15 protein-coding genes are annotated in these 22,783 nt (G+C 65.6%); 7 read left to right on the top strand and 8 right to left on the bottom strand.

The window, feature by feature from the left end; genetic code table 11:
* Positions 1-270 precede the first annotated feature (270 nt).
* A complete protein-coding gene (locus tag QP413_RS04505) occupies positions 271-1,881 on the bottom strand; it encodes a hydrolase (protein ID WP_284780814.1) in 1,611 nt (536 codons plus the stop codon).
* Positions 1,882-1,995: 114 nt separating this feature from the next.
* Complete coding sequence (locus QP413_RS04500) at positions 1,996-2,769, bottom strand: methyltransferase (RefSeq protein WP_012359921.1); 774 nt, start codon at positions 2,767-2,769, stop codon at positions 1,996-1,998.
* A gap of 90 nt (positions 2,770-2,859) precedes the next feature.
* Here QP413_RS04500 and sigE point away from each other — a divergent pair, with 90 nt between their 5' ends.
* The 3 genes from sigE to tatB are packed head-to-tail and all read left to right on the top strand — an operon-like array spanning position 2,860 to position 4,575.
* Entirely contained in the window at positions 2,860-3,480 is a 621-nt protein-coding gene (gene sigE / locus QP413_RS04495; RefSeq protein ID WP_284780812.1) for an RNA polymerase sigma factor SigE, read from the top strand.
* Between the two features lie 10 nt (positions 3,481-3,490).
* Positions 3,491-3,964: an anti-sigma factor gene (locus QP413_RS04490; RefSeq protein WP_012359923.1), complete on the top strand. Its 474-nt coding sequence runs from the start codon at positions 3,491-3,493 to the stop codon at positions 3,962-3,964.
* Between the two features lie 32 nt (positions 3,965-3,996).
* Entirely contained in the window at positions 3,997-4,575 is a 579-nt protein-coding gene (tatB, locus tag QP413_RS04485) for a Sec-independent protein translocase subunit TatB (RefSeq protein WP_284780810.1), read from the top strand.
* Between the two features lie 125 nt (positions 4,576-4,700).
* Here the strand turns inward: tatB and QP413_RS04480 are convergent, their stop codons facing one another.
* The 3 genes from QP413_RS04480 to QP413_RS04470 form a co-directional block, all read right to left on the bottom strand.
* The gene (locus QP413_RS04480) at positions 4,701-5,831 is read right to left on the bottom strand and encodes an Mrp/NBP35 family ATP-binding protein (protein WP_070760936.1); all 1,131 of its coding nucleotides are present in this window, start codon (positions 5,829-5,831) and stop codon (positions 4,701-4,703) included.
* A gap of 144 nt (positions 5,832-5,975) precedes the next feature.
* Positions 5,976-6,542: a DUF1003 domain-containing protein gene (locus tag QP413_RS04475; RefSeq protein ID WP_284780809.1), complete on the bottom strand. Its 567-nt coding sequence runs from the start codon at positions 6,540-6,542 to the stop codon at positions 5,976-5,978.
* Positions 6,535-7,848, bottom strand: a complete 1,314-nt coding sequence (locus QP413_RS04470) for a CBS domain-containing protein (protein WP_284780807.1) — start codon at positions 7,846-7,848, stop codon at positions 6,535-6,537. Before QP413_RS04470 ends, QP413_RS04475 begins: the two co-directional genes overlap by 8 nt.
* Positions 7,849-8,075: 227 nt before the next feature.
* Between QP413_RS04470 and QP413_RS04465 the strand changes: the two genes are divergently transcribed.
* On the top strand, positions 8,076-8,642 hold the full coding sequence (locus QP413_RS04465; protein WP_284780805.1) for a hypothetical protein: 567 nt from the start codon (positions 8,076-8,078) through the stop codon (positions 8,640-8,642).
* 199 nt (positions 8,643-8,841) lie between these two features.
* Here QP413_RS04465 and QP413_RS04460 read toward each other — a convergent pair whose 3' ends face one another.
* Both QP413_RS04460 and QP413_RS04455 read right to left on the bottom strand, forming a co-directional pair.
* Positions 8,842-12,540: a multifunctional oxoglutarate decarboxylase/oxoglutarate dehydrogenase thiamine pyrophosphate-binding subunit/dihydrolipoyllysine-residue succinyltransferase subunit gene (locus QP413_RS04460; protein ID WP_284780804.1), complete on the bottom strand. Its 3,699-nt coding sequence runs from the start codon at positions 12,538-12,540 to the stop codon at positions 8,842-8,844.
* Between the two features lie 118 nt (positions 12,541-12,658).
* Positions 12,659-16,249 (bottom strand): ABC transporter ATP-binding protein, encoded by a 3,591-nt coding sequence (locus QP413_RS04455; RefSeq protein WP_284780803.1) that lies wholly within the window; start codon positions 16,247-16,249, stop codon positions 12,659-12,661.
* 166 nt (positions 16,250-16,415) lie between these two features.
* Here QP413_RS04455 and QP413_RS04450 point away from each other — a divergent pair, with 166 nt between their 5' ends.
* Entirely contained in the window at positions 16,416-17,243 is an 828-nt protein-coding gene (locus QP413_RS04450) for a hypothetical protein (RefSeq protein ID WP_284780801.1), read from the top strand.
* A 153-nt stretch (positions 17,244-17,396) separates the two neighbouring features.
* A complete protein-coding gene (locus tag QP413_RS04445; protein ID WP_284780800.1) occupies positions 17,397-18,704 on the top strand; it encodes an FAD-dependent oxidoreductase in 1,308 nt (435 codons plus the stop codon).
* Between the two features lie 101 nt (positions 18,705-18,805).
* Here the strand turns inward: QP413_RS04445 and QP413_RS04440 are convergent, their stop codons facing one another.
* Positions 18,806-20,236 (bottom strand): amino acid permease, encoded by a 1,431-nt coding sequence (locus QP413_RS04440; protein ID WP_284780798.1) that lies wholly within the window; start codon positions 20,234-20,236, stop codon positions 18,806-18,808.
* A 191-nt stretch (positions 20,237-20,427) separates the two neighbouring features.
* On the opposite strand from QP413_RS04440, the gene QP413_RS04435 reads away from it, so the two are divergent.
* On the top strand, positions 20,428-22,779 hold the full coding sequence (locus tag QP413_RS04435) for a DEAD/DEAH box helicase (protein ID WP_284780797.1): 2,352 nt from the start codon (positions 20,428-20,430) through the stop codon (positions 22,777-22,779).
* The last annotated feature ends 4 nt before the right edge of the window (positions 22,780-22,783 follow it).

Below are 22,783 nucleotides of genomic sequence, written 5' to 3'. Positions count from 1 at the left end.
TACGCCGTAGCTAACGACCATCCCAGATCCAACCCAGCCGCACGCACCGACAAACCATCACCCACCACCAACTGGTGAAACCGAGTGATCTCCTCAACCGGTGGATCCCACCGTGACACCGTCATCACCAACACCAACCCTTCAGATCAGTGTTGCAACGACCACTAGAACTTAAGCAACCCCGCAGCAGAGTAAAAGCCCGGGCAGGGAACGCATCCCCGCCCGGGCTTTGGCATTGCTCACGAAGAAAGCCGTGGCAGACTCTCCGAGCTAGTCCACGTCCAGCAAGTCGTCGATCGCGCCGGACTCGATATCCCGATCTGCCTGGGCCGAGTCCGCGATGATCTGCTCCTGAGCGGCAGCCGAGTTTAGGCCCGCGTGCAGGCGCTGCAGCTGGCGACCCAGGGTAACCATCGGCACTTCGGTGCGGGCCCCACCGGTCGCGGTGACCTCCACGTCCCTAACCGGCACTGCCGCCGAGATGCTGCTCGTCAGCGTGGCGGCGCCGCCGTCGGCGTAGACCTCGCACAGCGGGCCGTCGATGAAGACGGTGAGCACGTCGGCCTCTGGGTCGGCGAGGGAAGCGGTGCGGGTGTCTCCCTCGCGGGTGACGGAAACAGCATCCTTGGTGTAGCTGATCAGGGCGATTTCCCCGCCATCCATGTTGCGCACGCTAAGCTCCACCTTTCCCTCACCTGGAGCAAGCTGCCCGGTCCAGATGAGCCCGAAGTCGGAGAAGGAGTGCACGGCCTGTGGGGCGCCAACGATGTCCTGGTACAGCGCCCCGTCCAGCAGGGTGAGGGCGCGCGGCGTGGACAGGCAATTGGCCCAATCCGCGCCGGTGCTAGCGTCCGGGTGGGCGCCCACCAGGCCGATCAGAGCGGGGGTGTCGCCCGGGATGATGCGAGGACGGGTCAGGTCGTGGCCGTGGTCCAGGACGCGGAACTCACCCTGGGGCTGGAAAGTGACCTTCCCGGCAGAGGGGGTGTCGATACGTCCGACGAGATAGCCAGTGACCTCGTCGCCCTCCGCCTTCCAGGTGCCGTCGTCACGGTAGGTGAGGATGAGGACGTGGTAGTCGTGGCCATCGCCCTGGTCGGTCATCTTGACCAGACGCGGGGCGAACGGTCTGGATGCAGGGAGGGACACGTCGCCGTCAATCTCGACGGCACCCGCGACGCGCCAGTGTTGGCGATCCTCGGAGAGGAGCCACACAATCTCGGCGTCCTCGTCGTTGACGAGGTTCAGGGCCAGCATGCCCCAGCCGCCTTCGCCGAGGGGGACAACACTCGGGGTGACGAGGTCGGCGACCGGGTGGGCGGAGTCGTCGATGTCGATGGGTCCAAGGCGGCGCACACCGGCGGCCACGGCCTTCGGGTCGTCGGAGACCTCGTTGAGGGCGGCCAGGTCGTCAATCTGGGCGCGTTGGATTCGGAAGGTGCGTTCGCCGCGGCGACCATTCGCGACCTGGCTGCCAAGCAACTCCTCCCGACTGGCGTTCGCGTCGCGTGGCTCGGAGGTGACGAAGATCAGCTCAACGGTCTCCGGAGATCCGTCTGCGGCGGAGAGGGTGAGAGCGGAACCCGCGAGGACGTCCAGCTCCTCGCCCTCCGGCTTGAGGACGTCGTCGTTGATGTCCCAGTCGTAGGGAATGTGGGACGCGGTGACATGTGCCCACCGCGAGCCGTTGCTGCGCTTCGTGCGGAACTGGTGGAAAACGTGGATCGCGCCATCGGCGAAGACGGCTCCCGCCGGGGCCTCGAGTACACCGCGTTCGGCGGTGATGTGAAGCTCTGGGGCTTGGTGAGGGAGTTCCGCGTCAGCCTCTGCAAGCTGCGGGTTGACCGGCGCGGAAGTGTGTTCTGCGGAAGGGTTAGCCATGACCCCGTTTATACCAGCGGATTGCCTGCGAGGTCGGGCGGAGTTCACCCAGCACGTGCCTACCCCACAGGCCACAGCCCGGGGGTAGAAGCGCGGCCCCGGGCGCAGAAGGGGCTAGTGCTTCGTGATGATCGTGGCACCGGCGCCGACGGGCAGGCGGGCGGCGGTCACATCGGTCAAGCTCGTGATGTATTCGTCGGCCTCGCGCGCGCAGACGGACTGGCGATCGGTGCGCTCCGCGTCGGCGAGTGTGCCGTCCAGCAGCGTGTCCAACAAGAGGAGAACGCCGCCGGAACGGAGGGTAGGAAGGGTGGCTGCCACGGTGGCCTCGATGTCCTCGACCGCGCACTCTGCAATTGCGAGGTCGTAGCTAGTGGAGGCAAGCCGACCGATGACGTCTAGGGGGCGGCTGGGCAGGAAGCGGAAGCCGTTGCTGGCGACGCCGATCTGCTTGAAGGCATTCTTAGCGAGCTGCTGGTGCTGGACCTCCGGCTCGATGCAGGTCAGGTGCGCCTGGCTGGCGCCAGCGGCGTAGAAACCGCGGAAGAGGTGGGAACCCAGCAGGCCGCAGGCGGGGGACATAATGATCCCGGTGGGGGTGTGGCCGCCCAGCGCCGCGCGTCCCGCGGTGTTGGCCGCAAGGAATCGGAGCAGCTCTGCGGTCACGGCGTCCGGGACGAGCAGACCGAATTCGCGTGCCGCTTCGGTCGCAGCGGCGAGTGCCTCATCGGCAGGGGTGGTCTGCTCGACGTAGGACTTGATGGCGTTGATGCTGGAATTATTTGCAGAGTTCACGATTGTCGAGACTATGGCACTGGACCCTGATTTGGGCTCAAGACATGCCTGATAGGGCGGGGTTTTAAGGAAATAGAAACGCTTGTTAATCACTGTGGCTTAAGTGGGGTGGCGGCCGAAGTTCACAGCGTTTCTCCAGTCGGAAACTATCCCGCAGGGAACTTGGCGTGACATGCTACAAGCATGACTCACGCGAAGGCCAGCCACCATCCCCAGGTTGACGGGCTGGTGACGAGCCCAGCCACCACTGCCGCATTCGATGCCCGCGAGGCTGAGATGCCCTCCTGGTCCGAGCTGGTGGCCGAACACGCCGATCGCGTCTACCGGCTGGCGTATCAGCTTTCCGGCAATCAGCAGGATGCCGAGGACCTGACCCAGGAAACCTTCATGCGGGTGTTCCGCAGCCTCAAGCACTACCGTCCCGGCACCTTTGAGGGCTGGCTGCACCGCATCACCACGAACCTCTTCCTGGACATGGTGCGCCACCGATCCAAGATTCGGATGGATGCGCTGGAGGATTACCCGGAGTACTGGACACCGGCCACTTCCTCGGAACCCACGCCTGAGGCTGCATTCGAGCTCAATAACCTGGATCCTGCCTTGGAAGCGGCGCTGGCCGATCTGCAGCCGGAGTACCGTGTGGCGCTGGTGCTCAGGGATGGGCTGGACATGAGCTACGACGAAATCGCCGTCACTCTTGGCGTGAAGTTGGGGACGGTGCGCTCCCGGATCCACCGCGCTCGTTCGCAGATGAAGGCTAGGCTCGTGGAAAAGCAGGGTGAATTGCACTACGTCGGATCCTAAGGTGGGAGCTATGGAAATCGGTCACTTGGGGCCGGAGGCTATCGCTGCCCTCGTGGACGGGGAACTGAGCCCCCGCGCGGCCGAACGCGCGCGCATCCACCTCGTGCACTGTGCGGACTGCCGCCGTGAAGTGCTGTCCCAGCGCGAGGTTGCCCAGGCGATGCGTACCGCCATGGCGCACCAGGCCGGCCCGGGCCACGCAACTGAGCACGATGGGCAGGGGCTGCCCGAGACACTGCTGTCGCGGCTGGCAGCCATCCCAGAGGAGTCGGATGGTTCCCAGGTGAATGCGCAAGACGAGCGCACCACGCGTGCCACGGGTTCGACCGCTGCTGGCCAGCATGGTCGTGTGGGTGCGCGCAGTGGGGGAGACCGCGCTGAGCAGAAGCTGAATTTCGACATCGCCGGACGGCGATTCCCGCGCACACTGGCGGCGAAAATCGAGCTGTTTATTCACCAGCTTCGTGACGCCAGGAGGTCTTAAGCCAGCCTGCCCGGTGGGCTAAAGTAGGGGGCGTGTTTTCTTCCATCAGTTGGTTCAACATCCTGGTGCTCCTGATCATCGGGCTGATTGTTATCGGCCCGGAGCGGCTGCCGGGGATGATCAAAGATATCCGCGCGGTGGCGTTGGCTTTTCGCAATCTCGTCAACGACGCCCGTCGCCAGCTGGATGAGGACTTCGGCCCTGAATTCAAGGAGTTCCAGAAGCCGCTGAGCCAGATCAACGAGTACCGCCGGATGGGGCCACGCGGTCTCGTCACGAAGGCGCTCTTCGATGGAGACGATGCCTTCTTCAACGACCTGGAGAACACCGGCCGCCAGTTGGCTGATTCAGTGAACTCGGTGACTAATCCGGCTGGACACACGAGCGCCGAGCGCCCCTCCTCACAAGCCCCGCTGGCCGGCTCCCAGGCAGGGGCGGGGGACCAGGGCGCAGGGAGCGCCTCCACCGCGGCGGCTTCGGCCAGCTCTGCCGGCCAGGGAGCACCGGGCGGTACTTCGGGGAGCACGCCGAGCCAGCAGCCCCAGCAGCCCGCGGCGGGGGAGCGCACTGTGCTGCCACGGGCAGCCGGGGTGTGGGACGACGTCCTCTAACGCCCACTGGGAGCCCTAGCCGGGAGTGCCGTGCACTTTAGTTGCTCCGCTAGAGCACTGTGAGAAACCGAAACGCCCGCTCGCTGAAGATTCAGCGAGCGGGCGTTAGCCGTTGAGTCCAAAAGCTACTTGCGGGTGACCCCCAGGCCGAGGGACTTGCCGGCCAGGGAGGAACGCCGCAGCGCCAGGTGATCGGCGATCGCGCCGAAGGCCTGAGCTGCCTCAGAGTTCGGCTCTGAGAGGGCGATCGGGTTACCCAGGTCGCCGCCAATGCGCAGGTTCGGGTCCAGCGGGATCTGGCCCAGCAGCGGCACCTTCGTACCCGCGATCTGCGACAGGCGATCGGCCACCAGCTGGCCACCACCGGAGCCGAAGATCTCGTTCTTCGAGCCATCCGGCATCTGCATCCAGCTCATGTTCTCGATCACGCCGCCGATGCGCTGGCGGGTCTGCTGCGCGATGGAGCCCGCACGCTCCGCGACCTCCGCGGCAGCCGCCTGCGGAGTCGTCACGATCAGCAGCTCTGCGTTCGGAACCAGTTGGGCGACCGAGATCGCCACGTCGCCGGTTCCCGGTGGCAGGTCGAGCAGCAGGATGTCCAGGTCGCCCCAGAAGACGTCGCCGAGGAACTGCTGGATCGCACGGTGCAGCATCGGGCCACGCCACACGACCGGGGAGTTGTCGCCGACAAAGTGGCCGATGGAGATCAGCTTCACGCCGTGCGCCTGCAGTGGCATGATCATCTCGTCGACCTGGTGCGGCCGGTCGGTGCTGCCCATCATGTTCGGGATGGAGTGACCGTAAATATCGGCGTCGATCACACCGACCTTCAGGCCACGGCGCTGCAGGGAGACCGCCAGGTTCACCGTGGTGGAGGACTTGCCCACACCGCCCTTGCCGGAGGCCACAGCGTAGACGCGGGTCGTGGAGTCCGGCTGCGCGAACGGGATCACCGGGTCGGCGGCGTCGCCGCGGACGAGCTTGCGCACCTCGCGGCGCTGCTCGTCGCTCATCACGTCGGTGGTGACGGTGACGTTCTCGACGCCGGCCACGCTTTCTGCGGCCTTCCTCGTCTCCTCCGTGAGGTGGGACTTCATCGGGCATCCCGCGATGGTGAGGTAGATCTCGACGGCCACGTCGGCGCCGTCGATCTCGATGGACTTGACCATGCCGAGTTCGGTGATCGAGCGGTTCAGCTCCGGATCCTCGACCTTCGACAATGCGTTGCGAATATCAGATTCTTGAACCATGGGCATCGCCTTAAATCTGCTTCTTTACCTATAAGTGTTTTCGAGGGTCGTGGTCACAGAAACCGACCCTCAAGCCAATAAGCCACTGTACCTTGGGCACGGTCGCTTTATTCAACCTCGGCACCCGCCACGAGGCTCACCGCAGGCCCGCTAGGCCTCCCCACGAGGGGATTCGCTGGCACTTCGCGTACCGTCCGCCGACTCGCGTTCGTCTTCGTCGTGGGCACGGTCCTCGAGTTTGTCCTCGATCCGACGCATCAGATCGGAGAGTTCTTCCAGCTCGCGGCGCAGATAGTCGCGGGTCACTGTTTCGCCCACCGCAATGCGTACGCCCGCCAACTCCCGGGCCAGGAACTCCGTGTCGGCCTTGGTTTCCGCCGCGCGCCGACGATCCTCGTTCAACGCCAGGCGGTCGCGGTCGTCCTGCCGGTTCTGGGCCAGCAGGATCAGCGGCGCCGCGTAAGCAGCCTGTGTGGAGAAAGCCAGGTTGAGCAGGATGAAGGGATACGGATCCCAGTTCCACCACATGCCACCGATGTTGAGGCAGATCCACACCACCACAATGAGGGTCTGCCAGGCGAGGTACTTGCCGGTGCCCAGGAAGCGGGCCACCTTCTCCGCGCCCGCGCCGACGGCGTCGCCATTGAAGGAAAACAGCGAGCGGCGCGCCCCGGTGACCGGGGTGTCGAGGGCGGGCTGGTTGTAGTTCTTAGGCATCCGCGTCACCTTCCTGCGAGGACGTCTGTGGTTCCTTCTGTGCGTCGTTGCCGACGCGCCAGTCCTGGTCGCGCCAATCTTCCGGCAGCAGGGCGTCTAGCAGGTCGTCGACGGCGAGCACCCCGAGCAAGTGGTTCCCCTCGTCGACCACGGGCGCGCAGACCAGGTTGTACGTCGCGAAGAAGCGCGCCGCGGTCTCGTGGCTATCGGCCACGGACAGGGCTGGTAGGTCGAGGTCGAGCAGCTCGCTGACCAGGGTGGCGGGCGGATGGCGCAGCAGCTTCTGCAGGTGCACGCAGCCCAGGTAGTGCCCCGTGGGGGTGGACTGGGGCGGGCGCACCACGAACACCAGGGAGCTCAAAGAGCTGGACACATCAGGGTTGCGGGCGTGCGCCAGTGCCTCAGCGACTGTGGCCTGTGGGGTGAGGATAATTGCCTCGGAGGTCATCACGCCACCGACCGTGTCGGCGGAGAAGCTCATCAGGCGGCGCACAGGGGCAGAGTCCTCGGGATCCATGAGGTCGAGGAGAACGTCCGAGGTGCCGGTCGGGAGCTCGGCGAGCGCATCCGCGGCGTCGTCCGGCTCCATCTCCTCCAGAACCTCGGCTGCGCGCTCCACGCCGAGCTGATTGAGGATCGCGATGCGGGAGTCTTCCGGCAGCTCCGCGACGACATCCGCGAGGCGTTCGTTCGGGATCTCCCGGGCGAGCCTGGTTTGCTGTTCTTCTGGCAGGTCGTTCAGCGCGATAGCGATGTCTGCGGCGCGCATTTCCTGGAAGGACGCCAGCAGCTCGGCGTTGTTATCTGCAGGCCCCGTCCCGCTCGCGCTCAGGCCCTGGATGCGCGAAAGCGGGACCACCGCGACCTTCCCCAGGCGGCCCAGGCGGCCGCGCTGGGCGACGGCGACGCGGCTGACTTCCCAGTCCCTGGTGCGGGACTGCTTCAGCTCCACGTCCACGATCTCCAGCGCCTGGCCGTGCAGCTCGGCGTGTTCGGGATCGTCCGTGTGCACCTTGGAGCCCACCAGCTCGTGCTGAATGCTGATCTCGCCGGAGCGGGACTGGAAGGGCTTCAGGTTCACCGAACTGGAGGTCGCCATCACCTCCGAGGGGTTGATGCTGGCCACGCGAAGGATCGGCAGAAAGATCTGGCGCTTATTGGGCAGGGCGATGACCAACCCCAGGACGTGGCTGCGGTGCTGGTAGATCGTGACCACCACGTCCCGCACTCGGCCGATGGAGTCCCCGTAGGGGCCCATCAGCATCATTCCGGCCAGTCGGCCTGCATAAACGCGAGTTTCTGTCATGGAAACCAAGAATACTTGAGTGCCCACGCAGCCACGATGCCCGGCCGGGTGGCAGGCCCGCGATAGGATGAGGAGCATTCCTCGCAGCCAAGCCTTTCGCTGCGGACCCAAAAGCTGTGAAATCCACCCAAGGAGAGCTGCAAGCCGTGTTTTTTCCGCGCAATGCCAATGCTGGGCGCACCCCGAAAAGAAAGCGTGTGCTGGTAGCTGGACTGGCGCTGGCACTTGTGGCACCGCTTTCGTCCTGCGCGGAAAAGGAGCAGATCGTGATCGGGGTGCCGGACGCCGGCACCGGGACCCACGGCGGGCAACGCATGGAGGAAGAGCTGATCGAGCCGCTGGCACAGGAGTACGTCGAGCAATTCGAGGACATCAGCGAGGACACCCCAGAGGTCTCCACGACGCCGATCTCCGCCGAGCAGAGAATTGACCAGCTGCGCGAGGGCAAGGTCAGCATGACTTTCGGCTGTGTGGGGGAGCTGCTGGACGTTCTCGACCCGGCGAAGGGCCGGGAGCTACGGGAGATGTATGCAGCGGAGGAAAAGCCCGACCGTGTGAAGTGGCGGGACATCACTCACTCCACGATGCTCTCGGCTCTCCCTTCGGAGCTGGCGGCAACCTACCCCGGAGCGGCAGTGATCTGCGAGGACGATACCCTGCCACAGAACATTGTCGCCCTGTGGGCCAAGCCGCAGCCTGATCGTTATGAATTGCGGGCGGCCAATAACGTCGCCGGCGGGGTGTCCACCGAGAAGCTGCGTGCGACTGCTGCGGGCGAGGACTACGTCCAATAAGCGAGGGCTGGGGAGAGCGGGCGTCCTAGCCGGGCGCACACAACCCAGGGGCTCGCCAAGAAGAGCAGGGGGTGCCTCGTAGCCGGGCGGGCACGCGAAGGGGGCTCGGCGAGAAAACCAGCGGGGGTACAGAGCACTTCTCGACGCAAGAAAAAGCTCCCCCAGCCAGCTGGCTGGGGGAGCAGGGGCAATCTACCGACTAGTCGGCGAAGGCCTCCTCGAGCAGTGCCTTCTCTTCAAGCTGGTGGACCTTAGCCACACCAGTTGCGGTGGAGGACTGCGGGCGACGGGACACGCGCTTCAGCTGGATACCCGGCAGGTACTCAGGCAGCTCCAGCGCGATGAACGGCCACGGACCCTGGTTGGCCGGCTCGTCCTGCACCCAGCGGAACTCCGCGTTCGGGTAGTTGGACAGAGCGTCGCGGATGCGGTTGAACGGCAGCGGGTGCAGCATCTCCAGGCGGATGATGGCGACATCGTCGCGGCCATCCTTCTGGCGCTTCTTCTCCAGCTCGTAGTAGATCTTGCCGGAGCACATCAGGACGGTCTTGATGTCCTTGTTCACGCCGTTCTGGTTCGGGTCGTCGATCACCGAGGTGAACTTCTTCGTATCCGTGAAGTCCTCAACAGCGGACACCGCGGCCTTGTTGCGCAGCATCGACTTCGGGGTGAAGACGATCAGCGGGCGGGTCAGGGAGCCCAGCGCGTGGCGACGCAGCAGGTGGAAGTAGTTCGCCGGGGTACTCGGCTGAGCCACGGTCCAGGAACCTTCCGCGGACATCTGCAGGAAGCGCTCGATGCGTGCGGAGGAGTGGTCCGGGCCCTGGCCCTCGTAGCCGTGCGGCAGAAGCATGACCAGGTTGGACTTCTGGCCCCACTTCGCCTCACCGGAGGAGACGTACTCATCGATGACGGTCTGGCCACCGTTGGCGAAGTCACCGAACTGTGCCTCCCACAGTGTCAGCGCGTCGGTGTTACCCACGGAGTATCCGTACTCGAAGCCTATGCCCGCGTACTCGGTGAGCGCGGAGTTGTAGGCCTCGAAGCGGCCGCCGTTGCCGGTGTCCTCAGCCAGGGACTGCAGTGGGCTGTAGCGGTCGAAGTCCTCGTTGTCGAAGAGGACCGCGTGGCGCTGGGTGAAGGTACCGCGCAGGGAGTCCTCGCCGACGAGGCGGATGAGCTTGCCCTCGGCAGCCAGGGAACCCAGGGCGAGCAGCTCGCCGAAGGCCCAGTCGATGTTGCCGTTCTCGCTCATCTCCTTGCGACGCTTGATGATCGGCTTCACACGGTGGTGGGCGTTGAACCACTCCGGAGTCTCGTAGAACTTGTCGCCGATCTGGCGAACCAGGTCCTTGGAGATGGAGGTGTCCAGGCCGTGCGGCAGCTCCTGAGAGCCGGTGATGCCGGTCTGCTCGGCCGGAGGGGCGCCCTTCTCAGCCTCGCGGACCTGGTTGAACACGGTCTCAAGCTGGTCGTGGAAGTCCTGTGCAGCGCGCTTGGCCTCTTCCTCGGAGATATCGCCGCGGCCGATGAGGGCCTCGGTGTACTGCTCGCGGGAGGTCGGCAGCTCGTTGATGATGTCGTACATCAGCGGCTGGGTCATCGACGGGTCGTCGGCCTCGTTGTGACCGCGACGGCGGTAGGTGACCAGGTCGATGAAGACATCCTTGCCGAAGCGGTTGCGGTAATCGACCGCCAGCTGTGCCACCCAGACGACGGCCTCCGGGTCGTCGCCGTTGACGTGGAAGACCGGAGCGTCGAAGCCCTTGGCCAGGTCGGTGGCGTAGTAGGTCGAACGGCCGGAGTCCGGGGTCGTCGTGAAGCCGATCTGGTTGTTCACGATGACGTGGACGGTACCGCCGACGGAGTAGGCGTTCAGCTTGGAGAGGTTGATCGTCTCCTGGACGATGCCCAGGCCGGTGAAGGCGGCGTCGCCGTGCAGCAGGATCGGCATGACCGAGCCCTTGGCGTCCTCGCCGTGCTTCTCGACGAGCAGGTCCTGCTTCGCGCGGGAGATGCCCTCCATCACCGGGTTGACTGCCTCCAGGTGGGACGGGTTGGCAGTCAGGGTGACGTCGATCTCGTTGTCGCCGAACATCTGGATGTAGGTGCCCTCGGCGCCCAGGTGGTACTTCACGTCACCGGAACCGCCGGCGGAGCCCGGGTCGATGTTGCCCTCGAACTCGGTGAAGATCTGAGCGTAAGGCTTGCCCACGATGTTGGCGAGGACGTTCAGGCGGCCACGGTGGGCCATGCCGATGACGACCTCGTTGAGCTTCGAATCCGCAGCGCGGTCGATAGCCGCATCCATCAGTGGGATCAGGGTCTCCGCGCCCTCCAGGGAGAAACGCTTCTGGCCGATGTACTTGGTCTGCAGGAAGTTCTCGAAGGCCTCAGCGGAGTTCAGCTTCTGCAGGATGTACTTCTGCTCTGCGGAAGAGTACTTCGGCTGGCCGCCCTCGACGTGCTGCTGCAGCCACAGGCGCTCATCCTTGTCCATGACGTGCGCGTACTCGTAGCCGACCTTGCGGGTGTAGGCCTTACGCAGGGTGTCGAGCACCTCGCGCAGGGTCATGGTCTCGCGACCGTTGAAGCCACCGACGTTGAAGGTGCGGTCGAAGTCCCACAGGGTCAGGCCGTGGGATTCGATGTTCAGGTCGGAGTGGTCCGGCATTGGCAGACCCGGCTGTACCCAGTGCAGTGGGTCGATGTCCGCGATGAGGTGACCGCGGGAGCGGTAGGCCTCGATGAGCTGCGCAACACGGGTGGACTTGTCCACGCCGGTGTTCGGCAGATCCTGGGACCAGCGGATCGGCGCGTAGGGGACGTGCATGGCCTGGAAGATCTCGTCCCAGAAGCTGTCGTTGATCAGCAGGCGGGACATGGTCCGCAGGAACTCGCCGGACTCCGCACCCTGGATGATGCGGTGGTCGTAGGTCGAGGTGATGGTGACGAGCTTGCCGATGCCCATCTCGCCGAGGCGGTCGACGGAGGTGCCCTGGAACTCGGCCGGGTAATCCATCGCACCAACGCCGATGATCGCGCCCTGGCCGTTGGTCAGGCGCGGCACGGAGTGGCGGGTACCGATGCCACCCGGGTTGGTCAGGGAGATGGTCACTCCCTGGAAGTCGTCCATCGTCAGCTTGCCGACGCGGGCGCGGGCGACGATGTCCTCGTAGGCGTCGACGAACTCGGAGAAGTTCATCTTCTCCGTCTCCTTGATCGCTGCCACGACCAGGCTACGGCTGCCGTCCTTGTTGTTCATGTCGATCGCCAGGCCCAGGTTGATGTGCTCCGGGGTGACGACGGTCGGCTTGTTGTCGACGACCTTGTAATTCAGGTTCATGTCCGGGTGAGCCTGAACCGCGCGGATCAGGGCCCAGCCGATGATGTGCGTAAAGCTGATCTTGCCACCACCGCGGGCAAGCAGCTGCTGGTTGATGATCGCACGGTTTTCGAACATGAGCTTCGCTGGCATGTCGCGGACCGTGGTTGCGGTCGGGATGCTCAGCGAGGCGTCCATGTTCTTAGCGATGGCGCGGGCGGTACCACGCAGCACCTGCTCGCCGGCCTCGGGGGCCTCTACCGGCTGCTTCGGCTCCGGCGGGGCGACGCGCTTCGGGATGGCGTCATAAGTTGCGACGACGCGCTCGTCGGCGTCGCCACGCAGGCCACCACGTCGGCCGGAAGCGGCGGTGGCGGCGCCAGCGGAGGCGGCTGGGGTGCTCTGGGCGCTCGTGGCGGCACCGTTATTTGCGCCCGCCGAGCTGCCGGCGAGTTCGCCGTTCTTCTCGAAGTACTTCCGCCATTCGGGGTCAACCGACTCCGGGTCCTTCTTATACTGCTGGTACATCTGATCGACCAGCCATTCGTTCTGACCGAAATTCGCGCTGCTCACAGCAGGTCCTCGCCTCTTTTCATCATGACTTCAGTCTCGCTGTAACAGCCTACACGATGTGCTATGCGATTTCGCTTCCAGGTGGCGCGTCACCGACCGGCGAAAAACGGCGTGTGACCTAGCGAGATTCCCGGGATGCGGCGACGAGGTCCGCGTATCTGCCGCTGGATTCCAAAAGCTCCTGATGACGGCCTTGTTCAACAATTTTTCCAGCGCTGACGACCGCAATATTGTCAGCCAACTCCGCGGTGGAGAGTCGGTGGGCGATGATGATCGCCACCCGCGAACGCGTAGCCAGTGCGATGGCCCGAACCACGTCAGCCTCGACCGCAGGATCGATATTCGCCGTCGCCTCATCCAAGACCATGATGTCCGGGTCGATGAGCTCCGCGCGAGCCAACGCGATGATCTGCTGCTGGGCAGAGGACAATCCCCGGCCCCTCTCACCGACCTCGCCGGCGAAGCCGCCGTCGATGCCGGCGATAATGTCCCTGCCTCCGATGGCAGCGATGGCCGCGGTGATCTCCTCCTGGCTCGCAGTCGGTCGACCATAGGCGATGTTCTCGGCCACCGTGCCGCGAAACAGGTGCGCCTCCTGGGGGACGTAACCTACCCGCGTACGCCAGGCCCGCAAGGGGAGCTGCTGGAGGTCGAGGCGCTGCACTTCGGGGTTATCCGTGTCGAACACAGCGGTGATGGTGCCCGCCGACGGCTGGTACCACCGGGTGACCAGCTTCGCGATCGTCGACTTCCCGGCGCCCGTCGCGCCAACGAGGGCGGTCGTGCCACGGAAACTTAAGCATGCGCCCCGCAGGGAGTCCTGCTCGGCACCGTCGTAGCGGAAATGCACGTCAGAGAAGTCCACCGCGGCGACCTTGCCCGGCAACCTCGCATCGGCGCCGGCGTCCCCAGTGCTGGGCTCGGTAGGGACGGCCAATAACTCGGAGATTCGCTCGAAACTCACCGCGGCCTGCTGGAACTTATCGAAGATCTGCGAGAGCTGCTGGACGGGGCCGAAGAAGAAGGTCAGATACAGGCTGAAGGCGACCAGCGCGCCGTGGCTCGTCGTGCCTTCCGCGACCCGAGCGGTACCGAAAAATAGGACGGTCGCCTGGGCGAGCTCGGTGATGAAGGAGATGCCGGGGAAGAAGATGCTCACCGCTGCCTGCGCGCGGGTGCGCAGCCCCACGTACCGCTGCGACTGCTCCTCGATGCGCTCGGAAAGCACCGGGCCGAAGCCGTAGGCCGCCGCGGTGTTGAGCCCGTTGACCGCCTCCTGGAAGTGGGCGTTGACCGTGGAGACCTGGGAGCGGGCGGCCCGGTAGAGGCGCGAGGAGTAGCGGCGGAAGACCCACGCGCCCACCCTGATGACCGGCAGGAACAGTGCGGTGATGCCCGCCAGCGCAGGGTCGGTCCAGATGAGCATGCCCAGCACACCCAGCAGCATCGTGGTGGAGACGATGGCCTGGGAAAGCCCGGTCTGCAGGAAGCTGGAGAGATTGTCGATATCCGTCGTCATTCGGGTCATGACCCGGCCCGAGGCGTTCTGCTCGAACCAGCTCATGGGCAGCCGGTGGAGATGCTCGAAGCTGCGCACGCGAAGGGCGTAGAGCAGGCGCTCGCCGGTGTGCGTGGTGAGCACCGTGTTCCAGGCGCTGGCGGCCCAGGAAATACAGACCAGGAGCAGGGCGCCGAGCCCCAGGGAGAACAGTGCGCTGCGGTCTGACCTGCTGATTCCTTCGTCGATGGCCTTGCGCACCAGGGATGGCAGGGCAATATCGGCGACGAGCCCCAGCAGGAGCGTTGCCACGATGACCGCGGTCGCGACCGGGACGAGCCCCACCAGGGTGCGCAGCCGCAGTGCGGGGGTCGCGTTCTCCGACTCCGGGCCGGCGGGCGTGGCGTTGTGAGAAGTCGGCTCCTGCTGTGACGGGGTGACGCGGCGCAGCGCTGCGGCGTCGGCCTCCAACATGTCCGTGAACCTCGCAGCGTCGGCCGCTCGCGCGCGCTCCTCGTCGTCGCCAGTGCCATCGGCGAGGCCGAGCAGCTCCTGATTCGTGCTTTCCTGGATCTCCTCCCAGCTGCGCGGCCACAGCGGACGGGCCGAGGGAGCGGGCAGGCTGATGACGCCCGTTTTCTCGGCGTCAGCGTTAGTCGCGCCCGTGTCTTCGGGCGCTGCCCGGTGGTCGACGATCATCATCGTCAGGTTTCCCTCGCCCGCGCGCTGATGGAGATTGGCGATGATCTTCTGTTCGGTGACGGTATCGATGGCGCTGGTGGCACTGTCCAGGATCAGGACCCTAGGGTTGCGTAGCACCGCGCGGGCCAGCGCGATGCGCTGCCGCTGCCCACCCGATAGTGTCAGGCCGCGCTCACCCACGATGGTGGAATAGCCCCCGAGCTCGTCGATGAAGTCGGCGGCACAGGCGATGCGGGCTGCCTCCGCCACCTCGGCGTCGCTCGCCTGAGTTCCCATACGGATGTTCTCCGCGATGGACATGGAGTAAAGGAAGGGCTCGTCGAAGACGATCGTCGGCCACTGCGTGAGGGGCAGGTCTCCCAGCCGGATCGCGGTGCTGCCCGCGTAGGCCTCAAAGTCGGCCGTAACGTCCGCCGATTGCCCAGCCAGAGCCAGCGCCAGCGCCGACTTCCCGGACCCCGCAGGACCCGTGATGTACGCGGTCGACCCGGGAGTGACATCCACGGCGAGGTTCTCGCCCGCCCGGGTGCGGAAGGTGCCCCGGACCCCGACGGGGCCATTCGGGAGCTTTCCCGGGTTCTCAGGCGCCTGCCGTTGGGGGAGGGCGAGGATGTCCTGCACGCGGGAGACGGCGGCGTTCGCCAGGTGCAACATCACCAACATCCCGGCGCCCATGCGCGTCATCCGTGACAGCAGGGTGACGTAGGCCGACGCCGAGAGGAACTCTCCGATGGTGATCGCGCCCCGCATCGCGAGCAGACCGCCGGTAACCACGGTGGCGATCAGCGCAATCTGTGGGACGGCAGCCAACGCCGGTTGGAAGCGAGCAGTGAGCTGCCCGACGTGCAAGCGCATTCCGAAGAGCCTGCGGGCCCGAGCCATAAAGCTGGTCTGCTCGCGCTCCTCCTGGACGAAAGCCTTGACGATGCGCACGCCCGTCACGGTCTCCTCCACCTGGCTGGCGACGTCCGCGGCCTGCTGTTGGGCCTCCCACGTCGCGTCGTAGAGCCGGCGGCGGGAGAAGAAGGCGATGGCGGCGAGCACCGGAAGTTGAATGCTGAGCAGCACCGCCAGCGGCCAGGAGAGCCAGAACATGATCCCTAAGATCAGCACGACCTCCACGAAGATGCTGCCCATGATGGGCAGCATCGCCAGCATCCCCTGGATCTGGTTCAAATCCGAGATGGTTCGGGAGACCACCTGCCCGGTGCGCACCTGGGCCATCGCCGCCGGTGATGCGCCCTGCAGGGCTGCGAGGCAACGCATCCGGATGTCGTGCTGGACGTCGACGGAGAGTTTCCCGGCGAAGAAGCGCCGCGCGCCGTGGGTGCAAAACCGGGCGAAAGCCGCCGCGATGAGCAGGCCGATCGCGCCCCGGCTGCCATCGATCGCCCGGCCGGCGAACAGCGGGATCAGCACGGCCGCGGCGGGCATGAGAACGCTCAGCAGGGTAATGATGCCCAGCTGCATGCGGTGAGCGCTCAAGGGGGCGCGGAGGAAAGCAAACACGATAGCTATCAGCCTATCGCTTGCACCAGGTAGGAAAAGCCCGCCACCACGGCAGCGGGAGACGTCGAAAAGCGGGAGCCGGGAGAAACGGCCCCGGCGCGAGGCAAATAAACCGGGTTAAGATCAACGCAGGAGACGAACCGCGCCGCGGAGAGAGGATTCCTCAATGGGATTTTTGGAAAACATCGCCCAGGCCCTCGACGTTGAGGGCATCGAGTCCCGAGCCACCGATGGAACGCTGTTCGTTCCAGTCTCTGCGGAAGTGGAGATCCAGTTCGAGCTGATCGAAGGGGTAGCCGGGGTCAGCACACCGGCCGCGAACGTCTTCGTCGCGCTCGCCGACGTCACCGATGAGGATGAGGACTTCGACGCCGCCCTGGTCGGTGTGGTCTTCACCCCGGAGGCCGCGGTCGAGGCAGTGAACCGGCACATGGCCACCGACGAGGTGATCACGGTGCTCAATGAACTGCTTGATGGGCAGGACCCGCGCGTCGAGGACCTCGAGTTCGAACAGGATGATTACGACCCCCTTGTCCTGCGCGCGAACCTCAGCGCTAACTCCAAGGTCACCGTGAAGATCTCGGAGGGCCAGGGGGCGCCGACCGCTGCAGTGAGCTTCGTGGTGCTGCCCGATAGCGTCTTCGATCTCGCGGAGAACATCGCCGCGGAGATCCTCGTCGATGAGGAGGACGAGCAGGACCCGGCGAAGCTGGACATGCTGGACGCCACCCTGGACGAGCTGCGCACGCAGTACCAGGAGGTGCTGGACCTCGGCGTATTCGAGGATTTCAACCAGCTCTTCGACGTGCTCGCTTATGTCTCGCAGCAGGCCGAGGACTGGGAGGACCTCCTGGTCACCCTCGACGACGGCTCCGAGGACCCGTTCTTCGAGTGGGTCGAGGTCGAGGACAGTGATGTTGAGGACGATGACGCCGACGACGTCGCTGCCGACGGGGAGGACGGCGACGTGACGGCAGACGGTGAGGAACGCTAGCTTTCCACGCACCGCGACTGGCGGGGCGCGGGTGGTCAGGCGCGGCCGGGGTGTGGGCTAGCATGGCTAGCGTGATGATGGGCACAGCCCCCGGCACGGCGCCGGGCACATGCTGTGCCACCCAGCGTTGAGCGAGGACCGCAGGAGGGGCACGTGACCGAGGTAGCCATCATTGGGGCCGGCATGGCCGGCCTTGCAGCGGCCCGCACGCTCTCTCAGGCCGGGGCGCGCTGCACCCTCTTCGACGCCGCTGACCGAGTGGGCGGGCTGGTGCGCTCGGAGCAGCACGGCGAGATCACCGTGGACCGGGGACTGCAGTTCTTCAATACCTGGTACCCGGCGGTCAAGGAGATCCTGAACCCCGGGGAGTACTCCGCCCTCAAGATCAAGAACTTCCAGCCGGGGATCAACACCGTCACGCGTGCGGGTTCCGCGCTGATCATCGACCCCGTTCGCGCGCCATCGATGGTGCCGAAGCTGCTGCGCTCGGAATTCAGCTCCGCGCTACGGCTGGGTGAGCTCGTGCGCATGCGCAACTGGCTGCGCAGCGAGCTGATGCACCGCTCCTCACTGGAGCTGCGTGGCCCCAGCCGCTTCGGGCACGCCAGCGACGAGCCGGTCGCGGAGTCGCTTACCAAGGCCGGCATCACCGGCCCGGTCCGCCAGAACGCGGTCGACCCAATCCTGCGCGCCTTCCTCTATGACCACGGCGGGGAAACCTCCGCGGAGTTCGCGAAGTGGGTGTTCGTCACCCTGTTGCGCGGCACGCTGGCCCTGCCGGAGCGCGGAATGGGGGACCTGGCGGCGACGATGGGGCGCCTCGGCGGCGTCCGCGTCGAACTGAACTCCCAGGTCAGTGCGGTGGACGTCCAACCGAATGGGGTGGAGCTCACGGTGAACGGCAAGACCGAGCGCTTCTCCCATGCGATCGTGGCCACCTCTGCGCAGGCGGCCCACGAGCTGATCGGCACTGCGGTGCCCGAGCATCGCGGGCAGAGTACCTGGTGGTTCACCGTGAGCGACGAGGTGCACAGCGACAGGCTCGTGACCGTGGACGGCAGTGGTGAGCTGTGCATCGACCTGGCCGCCGAGGTCACATCTGTGGCCCCGGCCTACGCGCCGGGAAGCCAGCTGATTGCTGCAGCGACCTCCCAGCCGCACAGCAACGGCGATTTTCACGCGGCCCGCGATCTGCCCACCGAAATGCAGGTCCGCCGTGACGTGGCCAGCATTTACGACTGCAGCCCCGAGGCCCTGGAGTTGGTCACCCGCCACGACATCCCAGACGCCCTGCCACTGGTCGGGCCCAATCACGCGATCCAGGCCCAACCGGCAGCCGAGCTGCTCGATGGGCGCGTGGCGGTCGCCGGCGCTCACACCGCGACCTCAACCATCGATGGTGCTATCCGCTCCGGGCAGCGTTCTGCCCGGGCTATCGCGGAGCTGCTGGCAGAAAAATAGCCCCGTGCCGGGCGGGGCGACTCTGGGGCTACCGCCTGGTAACAGGGTAATAATCCGCAAAAATCCCCGCACTCTGCGGGGATTCATTGCTTCAGGGGGGATTAGGCTGCGGCGGCCTCGGCTTTGTTCCTCCGGTCGATGAAGTAGTAGCGGATGGACATTGCCACCGTGAACACCACGCCTGCGATGAGGGCGGAGTGGAAATCCGACATCCAGAACATCGTGCCGAAGGTCAGCAGGATCATGGCGATTGCGAAGTATTGACCCAGCGGCCATAGCGGCACCGTGAAGTGCGCGTGGGCGACGTCCTCGGAGTTCAGGTGCTTGCGGTAGGCCAGGTGGCTGATGAGGATCATCAGCCACACGAAGATTGTGGCGAAGGTGGCCAGCGCGGCGATGTCCTGGAACAGGCGCTCAGCGGTCGGGTTGATCAGCTGCAATACGATGCCGATGACCAGCACGATGAGCAGGGCACTGATCGTGGAGACCGGCACGCCATTGCGCGGGTCGATCTTGGCGAACATCTTCGGGGCGAGCTTCTGGCGAGCCATGCCGTGAATCACGCGGCCGGCGCCGTAGAGATCCGAGTTGATCGCGGACAGTGCCGCGGAGAGAACCACGACGTTCAGGAGGGCAGCGGCCCAGCCGATGCCCAGGGAGCTGAAGATCTGCACGAACGGGGACTGCTCGCCGGTGATCTCGCGCCACGGAATCACCGCGACGATGACGAAGATCGCGAGCACGTAGAACAGCAGGATGCGCATCGGCACCGTGTTGATGGCCTTCGGGATCGTCTTCTCCGGGTCCTCGGCCTCGGAGGCCGTCACGCCGATGATCTCCGTGCCACCGAAGGCGAAGAGCACCAGAATGAGGGCGGACAGCACGCCGGTGACGCCGTTCGGGAACAGGCCGCCGTCGTTCCACAGGTTCGAGATGCCGACGGTGCCTCCGGTGTCCACGTTGAACACGAGGATGGCCGCACCGCCGAGGATCATGGCGACCACCGCGGTCACCTTGATCGTCGTGAACCAGAACTCCAGCTCACCGAACCAGCGGGCGGAGGCGAGGTTCGCCGCCCCCACGATGATCAGCGCCACCGCGACCCAGACCCAGGAGGCCGTCTCCGGGAACCAGAACTTCATATACAGCGCCACGGCCGTGAGGTCGGCCAGGCACACGATGATCATCTCGAAGGCATACATCCAGCCGGTGATGTACCCGGCCCATCCGCCCAGGTAGCGGCGGCAATATTCCGCGAAAGAGCCAGCGACGGGGTGGGCCACGGACATCTCGCCCAGGGCGCGCAGCATGAAGTACACGATCGCGCCGCCGAGCAGGTAGACGAAGATGACACCGGGGCCCGCCGCGCCGATCGCGCCGGCGGAACCGTAGAACAGCCCGGTGCCGATGGCCGAACCCAGCGCGATGAAGTGGATGTGTCGGTGGCGCAGCGCGCGCCGCAGCTCGCCCTGGTGGCTGTCAGTCGTGGATTCGCCCGCCGTGGCGGCCTCGGGCGCTGGTTGTTGCGACATGGGATTGTCCTCCGGATTCCGTCAAGCCGCGAAAGTCAGATCGATATCAGCCGTAGTATGCCACGTCACACTCTGGGCGAAAGATTCGGGTCGGCGCTGCCAATGGCCACAATCGGAGCAGGCTGCGATCTGCCTTCCACCGGGTGGCGCGGTATGGCTTTTGCTGGCCGCAGAGCGTACTGTCAAGTGCGATGAGTGATACTGATAGCGTCTCCGGCGACGTCAACAAGCCGGTGGATAACGATTACTCGGTAGCTCAGAACAATCTGCAGGAAGAGGCCCAGCAGGCGCCGGTCAACGATGCGCCGCTGAATATCTCTGATGTGTTGGGGGAGAACACCGAAGATTCCGCGATGGAATCCGCCGGTGGCTCCGCTGTAGCCGAGGGCGCAGAAGATTCTGGGAAGACCGACAATCTCAACAACGAGAAGAACAAGAACGAGAACCCAGAGGACACTGTGGCCGATCAGCAGGCGGAAACCGTAGAAAACAACAACGACAACGACACCACCCCGACCGCGTCCATCCAGGACGTCGCCGTCGCGAAGGACGACGAGCAGGCAGACAACGCGCAGGAAGACAAGGACGACGACGGTGCCGGTTTCGGTGACCTGGGTCTGTCGCCGGAGGTGCTCGACGCCGTCCGTGCCGTCGGATTCACCTCGCCGTCCCCAATCCAGGAGCAGACCATCCCGCTGCTGATGGCAGGGGAGGACGTGGTCGGCCTCGCGCAGACCGGTACCGGTAAGACCGCCGCCTTTGCGCTGCCGATCCTGTCCCGGCTGAACCTGAAGTCCCGCAAGCCGCAGGCCCTGGTGCTGGCACCGACCCGTGAGCTGGCGCTGCAGGTCGCGGAGTCCTTCGAGGACTTCGCGGGGAAGATGGGCGGGGTCAACATCCTGCCGATCTACGGCGGCCAGCCTTATGGCGCGCAGCTCTCGGGCCTGCGCCGCGGCGCGCACGTCGTCGTCGGCACCCCGGGTCGCGTGATCGATCACCTGCAGAAGGGCAGCCTGGACATCTCCGAGCTGCGCTTCATGGTGCTCGACGAGGCCGACGAGATGCTGAACATGGGCTTCCAGGAGGACGTGGAGCGCATCCTGGAGGACACCCCGGAGGAGAAGCAGGTCGCGCTGTTCTCGGCGACGATGCCGTCCGCGATCCGCCACCTGTCCAAGCGCTACCTCAACGAGCCGCAGGAAGTGACGGTCAAGTCCACCCAGCGCACCGCGGAGAATATCGAGCAGGACTACCTGATCGTGCACCACCGCGAGAAGCTGGACGCGCTGACCCGCATCCTCGAGGTCACCGACTTCGACGCGATGATCATGTTCGTCCGCACCAAGAACGACACCGAGGAGCTTGCGGAGCGCCTGCGCGCCCTGGGCTACGAGGCTGCCGCCATCAACGGCGATATCGCCCAGGCGCAGCGCGAACGCACCGTGGACCAGCTCAAGGACGGTCGCCTGGACATCCTGGTCGCCACCGACGTCGCCGCTCGTGGCCTGGACGTCGAGCGCATCACGCACGTGTTCAACTACGACATTCCGCGTGACACCGAGTCCTATGTGCACCGCATCGGCCGCACGGGGCGCGCGGGGCGTTCCGGCCGCGCCGTGCTGTTCGTGACCCCGCGTGAGCGCCGGATGCTGAAGTCCATCGAGCGCGCGACGAAGTCCCGCCTCAACGAGATCGAGCTGCCGAGCGTTGACCAGGTCAACGAGGCCCGCAAGGCGAAGTTCAACCGCGAGCTGACCAAGAACCTCGAGGATCCGCAGGTCTCCGTGTTCCGCGAGCTGGTGACCACCTACGCGGAGGACAACGGAGTCACCCTGGAGGACATCGCTGCGGCATTGGCAGCCGGGGCCCAGGGCGGGGAGAAGTTCCTCATGGAGGAGGCTCCGCGCCGCGAGCACAAGCGCCGCAGCGACGACCGTTACGGCGATGCCGATCGCCGTGGTGGCGGGGCGTACCGCTCCTTCGAGGAGCGCTTCAACAAGCCAGCCCCCCGGTTCACGGATCGCAACGGCAACGAGATGGAGGTCTACCGCCTCTCCGTCGGCCACCGCCAGCGCGTGCGCCCGGGCGCAATCGTGGGTGCCCTGGCCAACGAGGGCGGGCTGAACTCCCGCGACTTCGGCCGCATCAGCATCTTCTCCGAGCACTCCCTGGTGGAGCTGCCGGCGGACCTGCCGAAGCAGGTCTTTGAGGCCCTCGACCAGACCCGCGTGTCCGGTCAGCTGATCAATATCGAGCCGGACCCGGGTGCCCCGAAGGGCCGCCCGGGCTCCCACCGTGGCAACCGCCGCGACCGCGATGGTCGCCGCGGTGGCTACCGCGACGACCGGGGCCGGGGGGAGCGCCGGGGCGGCGGACGCTTCGACCGCGACCGCGACCGCGGTGGGCGTGGGCGCGGCCGTGGGCACCACAACCGCTTCGAAGACTCCCATGGGGATCGCCGTGGCGGTGGCCGCCACCGGGACGACCGCGGTTTTGAGGGGCGTGGCGGCCGCGGTAATAACCGCCGCGGGGGACGCTACTAGCCGA

The organism is Corynebacterium sp. UMB4614 (assembly GCF_030217065.1).
Taxonomy (GTDB): domain Bacteria; phylum Actinomycetota; class Actinomycetes; order Mycobacteriales; family Mycobacteriaceae; genus Corynebacterium.
Note: the sequence above shows the minus strand (reverse complement) of the source record. Positions and strands in the feature narration are given on the sequence as shown.

Excerpts from the sequence above, each read along its gene's own strand:
- QP413_RS04440 (WP_284780798.1), bottom strand. The coding sequence starts at position 20,236 with ATGTCGCAACAACCAGCGCCCGAGGCCGCCACGGCGGGCGAATCCACG.
- QP413_RS04470 (WP_284780807.1), bottom strand. The coding sequence starts at position 7,848 with ATGACAGAAACTCGCGTTTATGCAGGCCGACTGGCCGGAATGATGCTG.
- QP413_RS04490 (WP_012359923.1), top strand. The coding sequence starts at position 3,491 with ATGGAAATCGGTCACTTGGGGCCGGAGGCTATCGCTGCCCTCGTGGAC.
- QP413_RS04450 (WP_284780801.1), top strand. The coding sequence starts at position 16,416 with ATGGGATTTTTGGAAAACATCGCCCAGGCCCTCGACGTTGAGGGCATC.
- QP413_RS04480 (WP_070760936.1), bottom strand. The coding sequence starts at position 5,831 with ATGCCCATGGTTCAAGAATCTGATATTCGCAACGCATTGTCGAAGGTC.
- QP413_RS04475 (WP_284780809.1), bottom strand. The coding sequence starts at position 6,542 with ATGCCTAAGAACTACAACCAGCCCGCCCTCGACACCCCGGTCACCGGG.
- QP413_RS04435 (WP_284780797.1), top strand. The coding sequence starts at position 20,428 with ATGAGTGATACTGATAGCGTCTCCGGCGACGTCAACAAGCCGGTGGAT.
- QP413_RS04505 (WP_284780814.1), bottom strand. The coding sequence starts at position 1,881 with ATGGCTAACCCTTCCGCAGAACACACTTCCGCGCCGGTCAACCCGCAG.
- sigE (WP_284780812.1), top strand. The coding sequence starts at position 2,860 with ATGACTCACGCGAAGGCCAGCCACCATCCCCAGGTTGACGGGCTGGTG.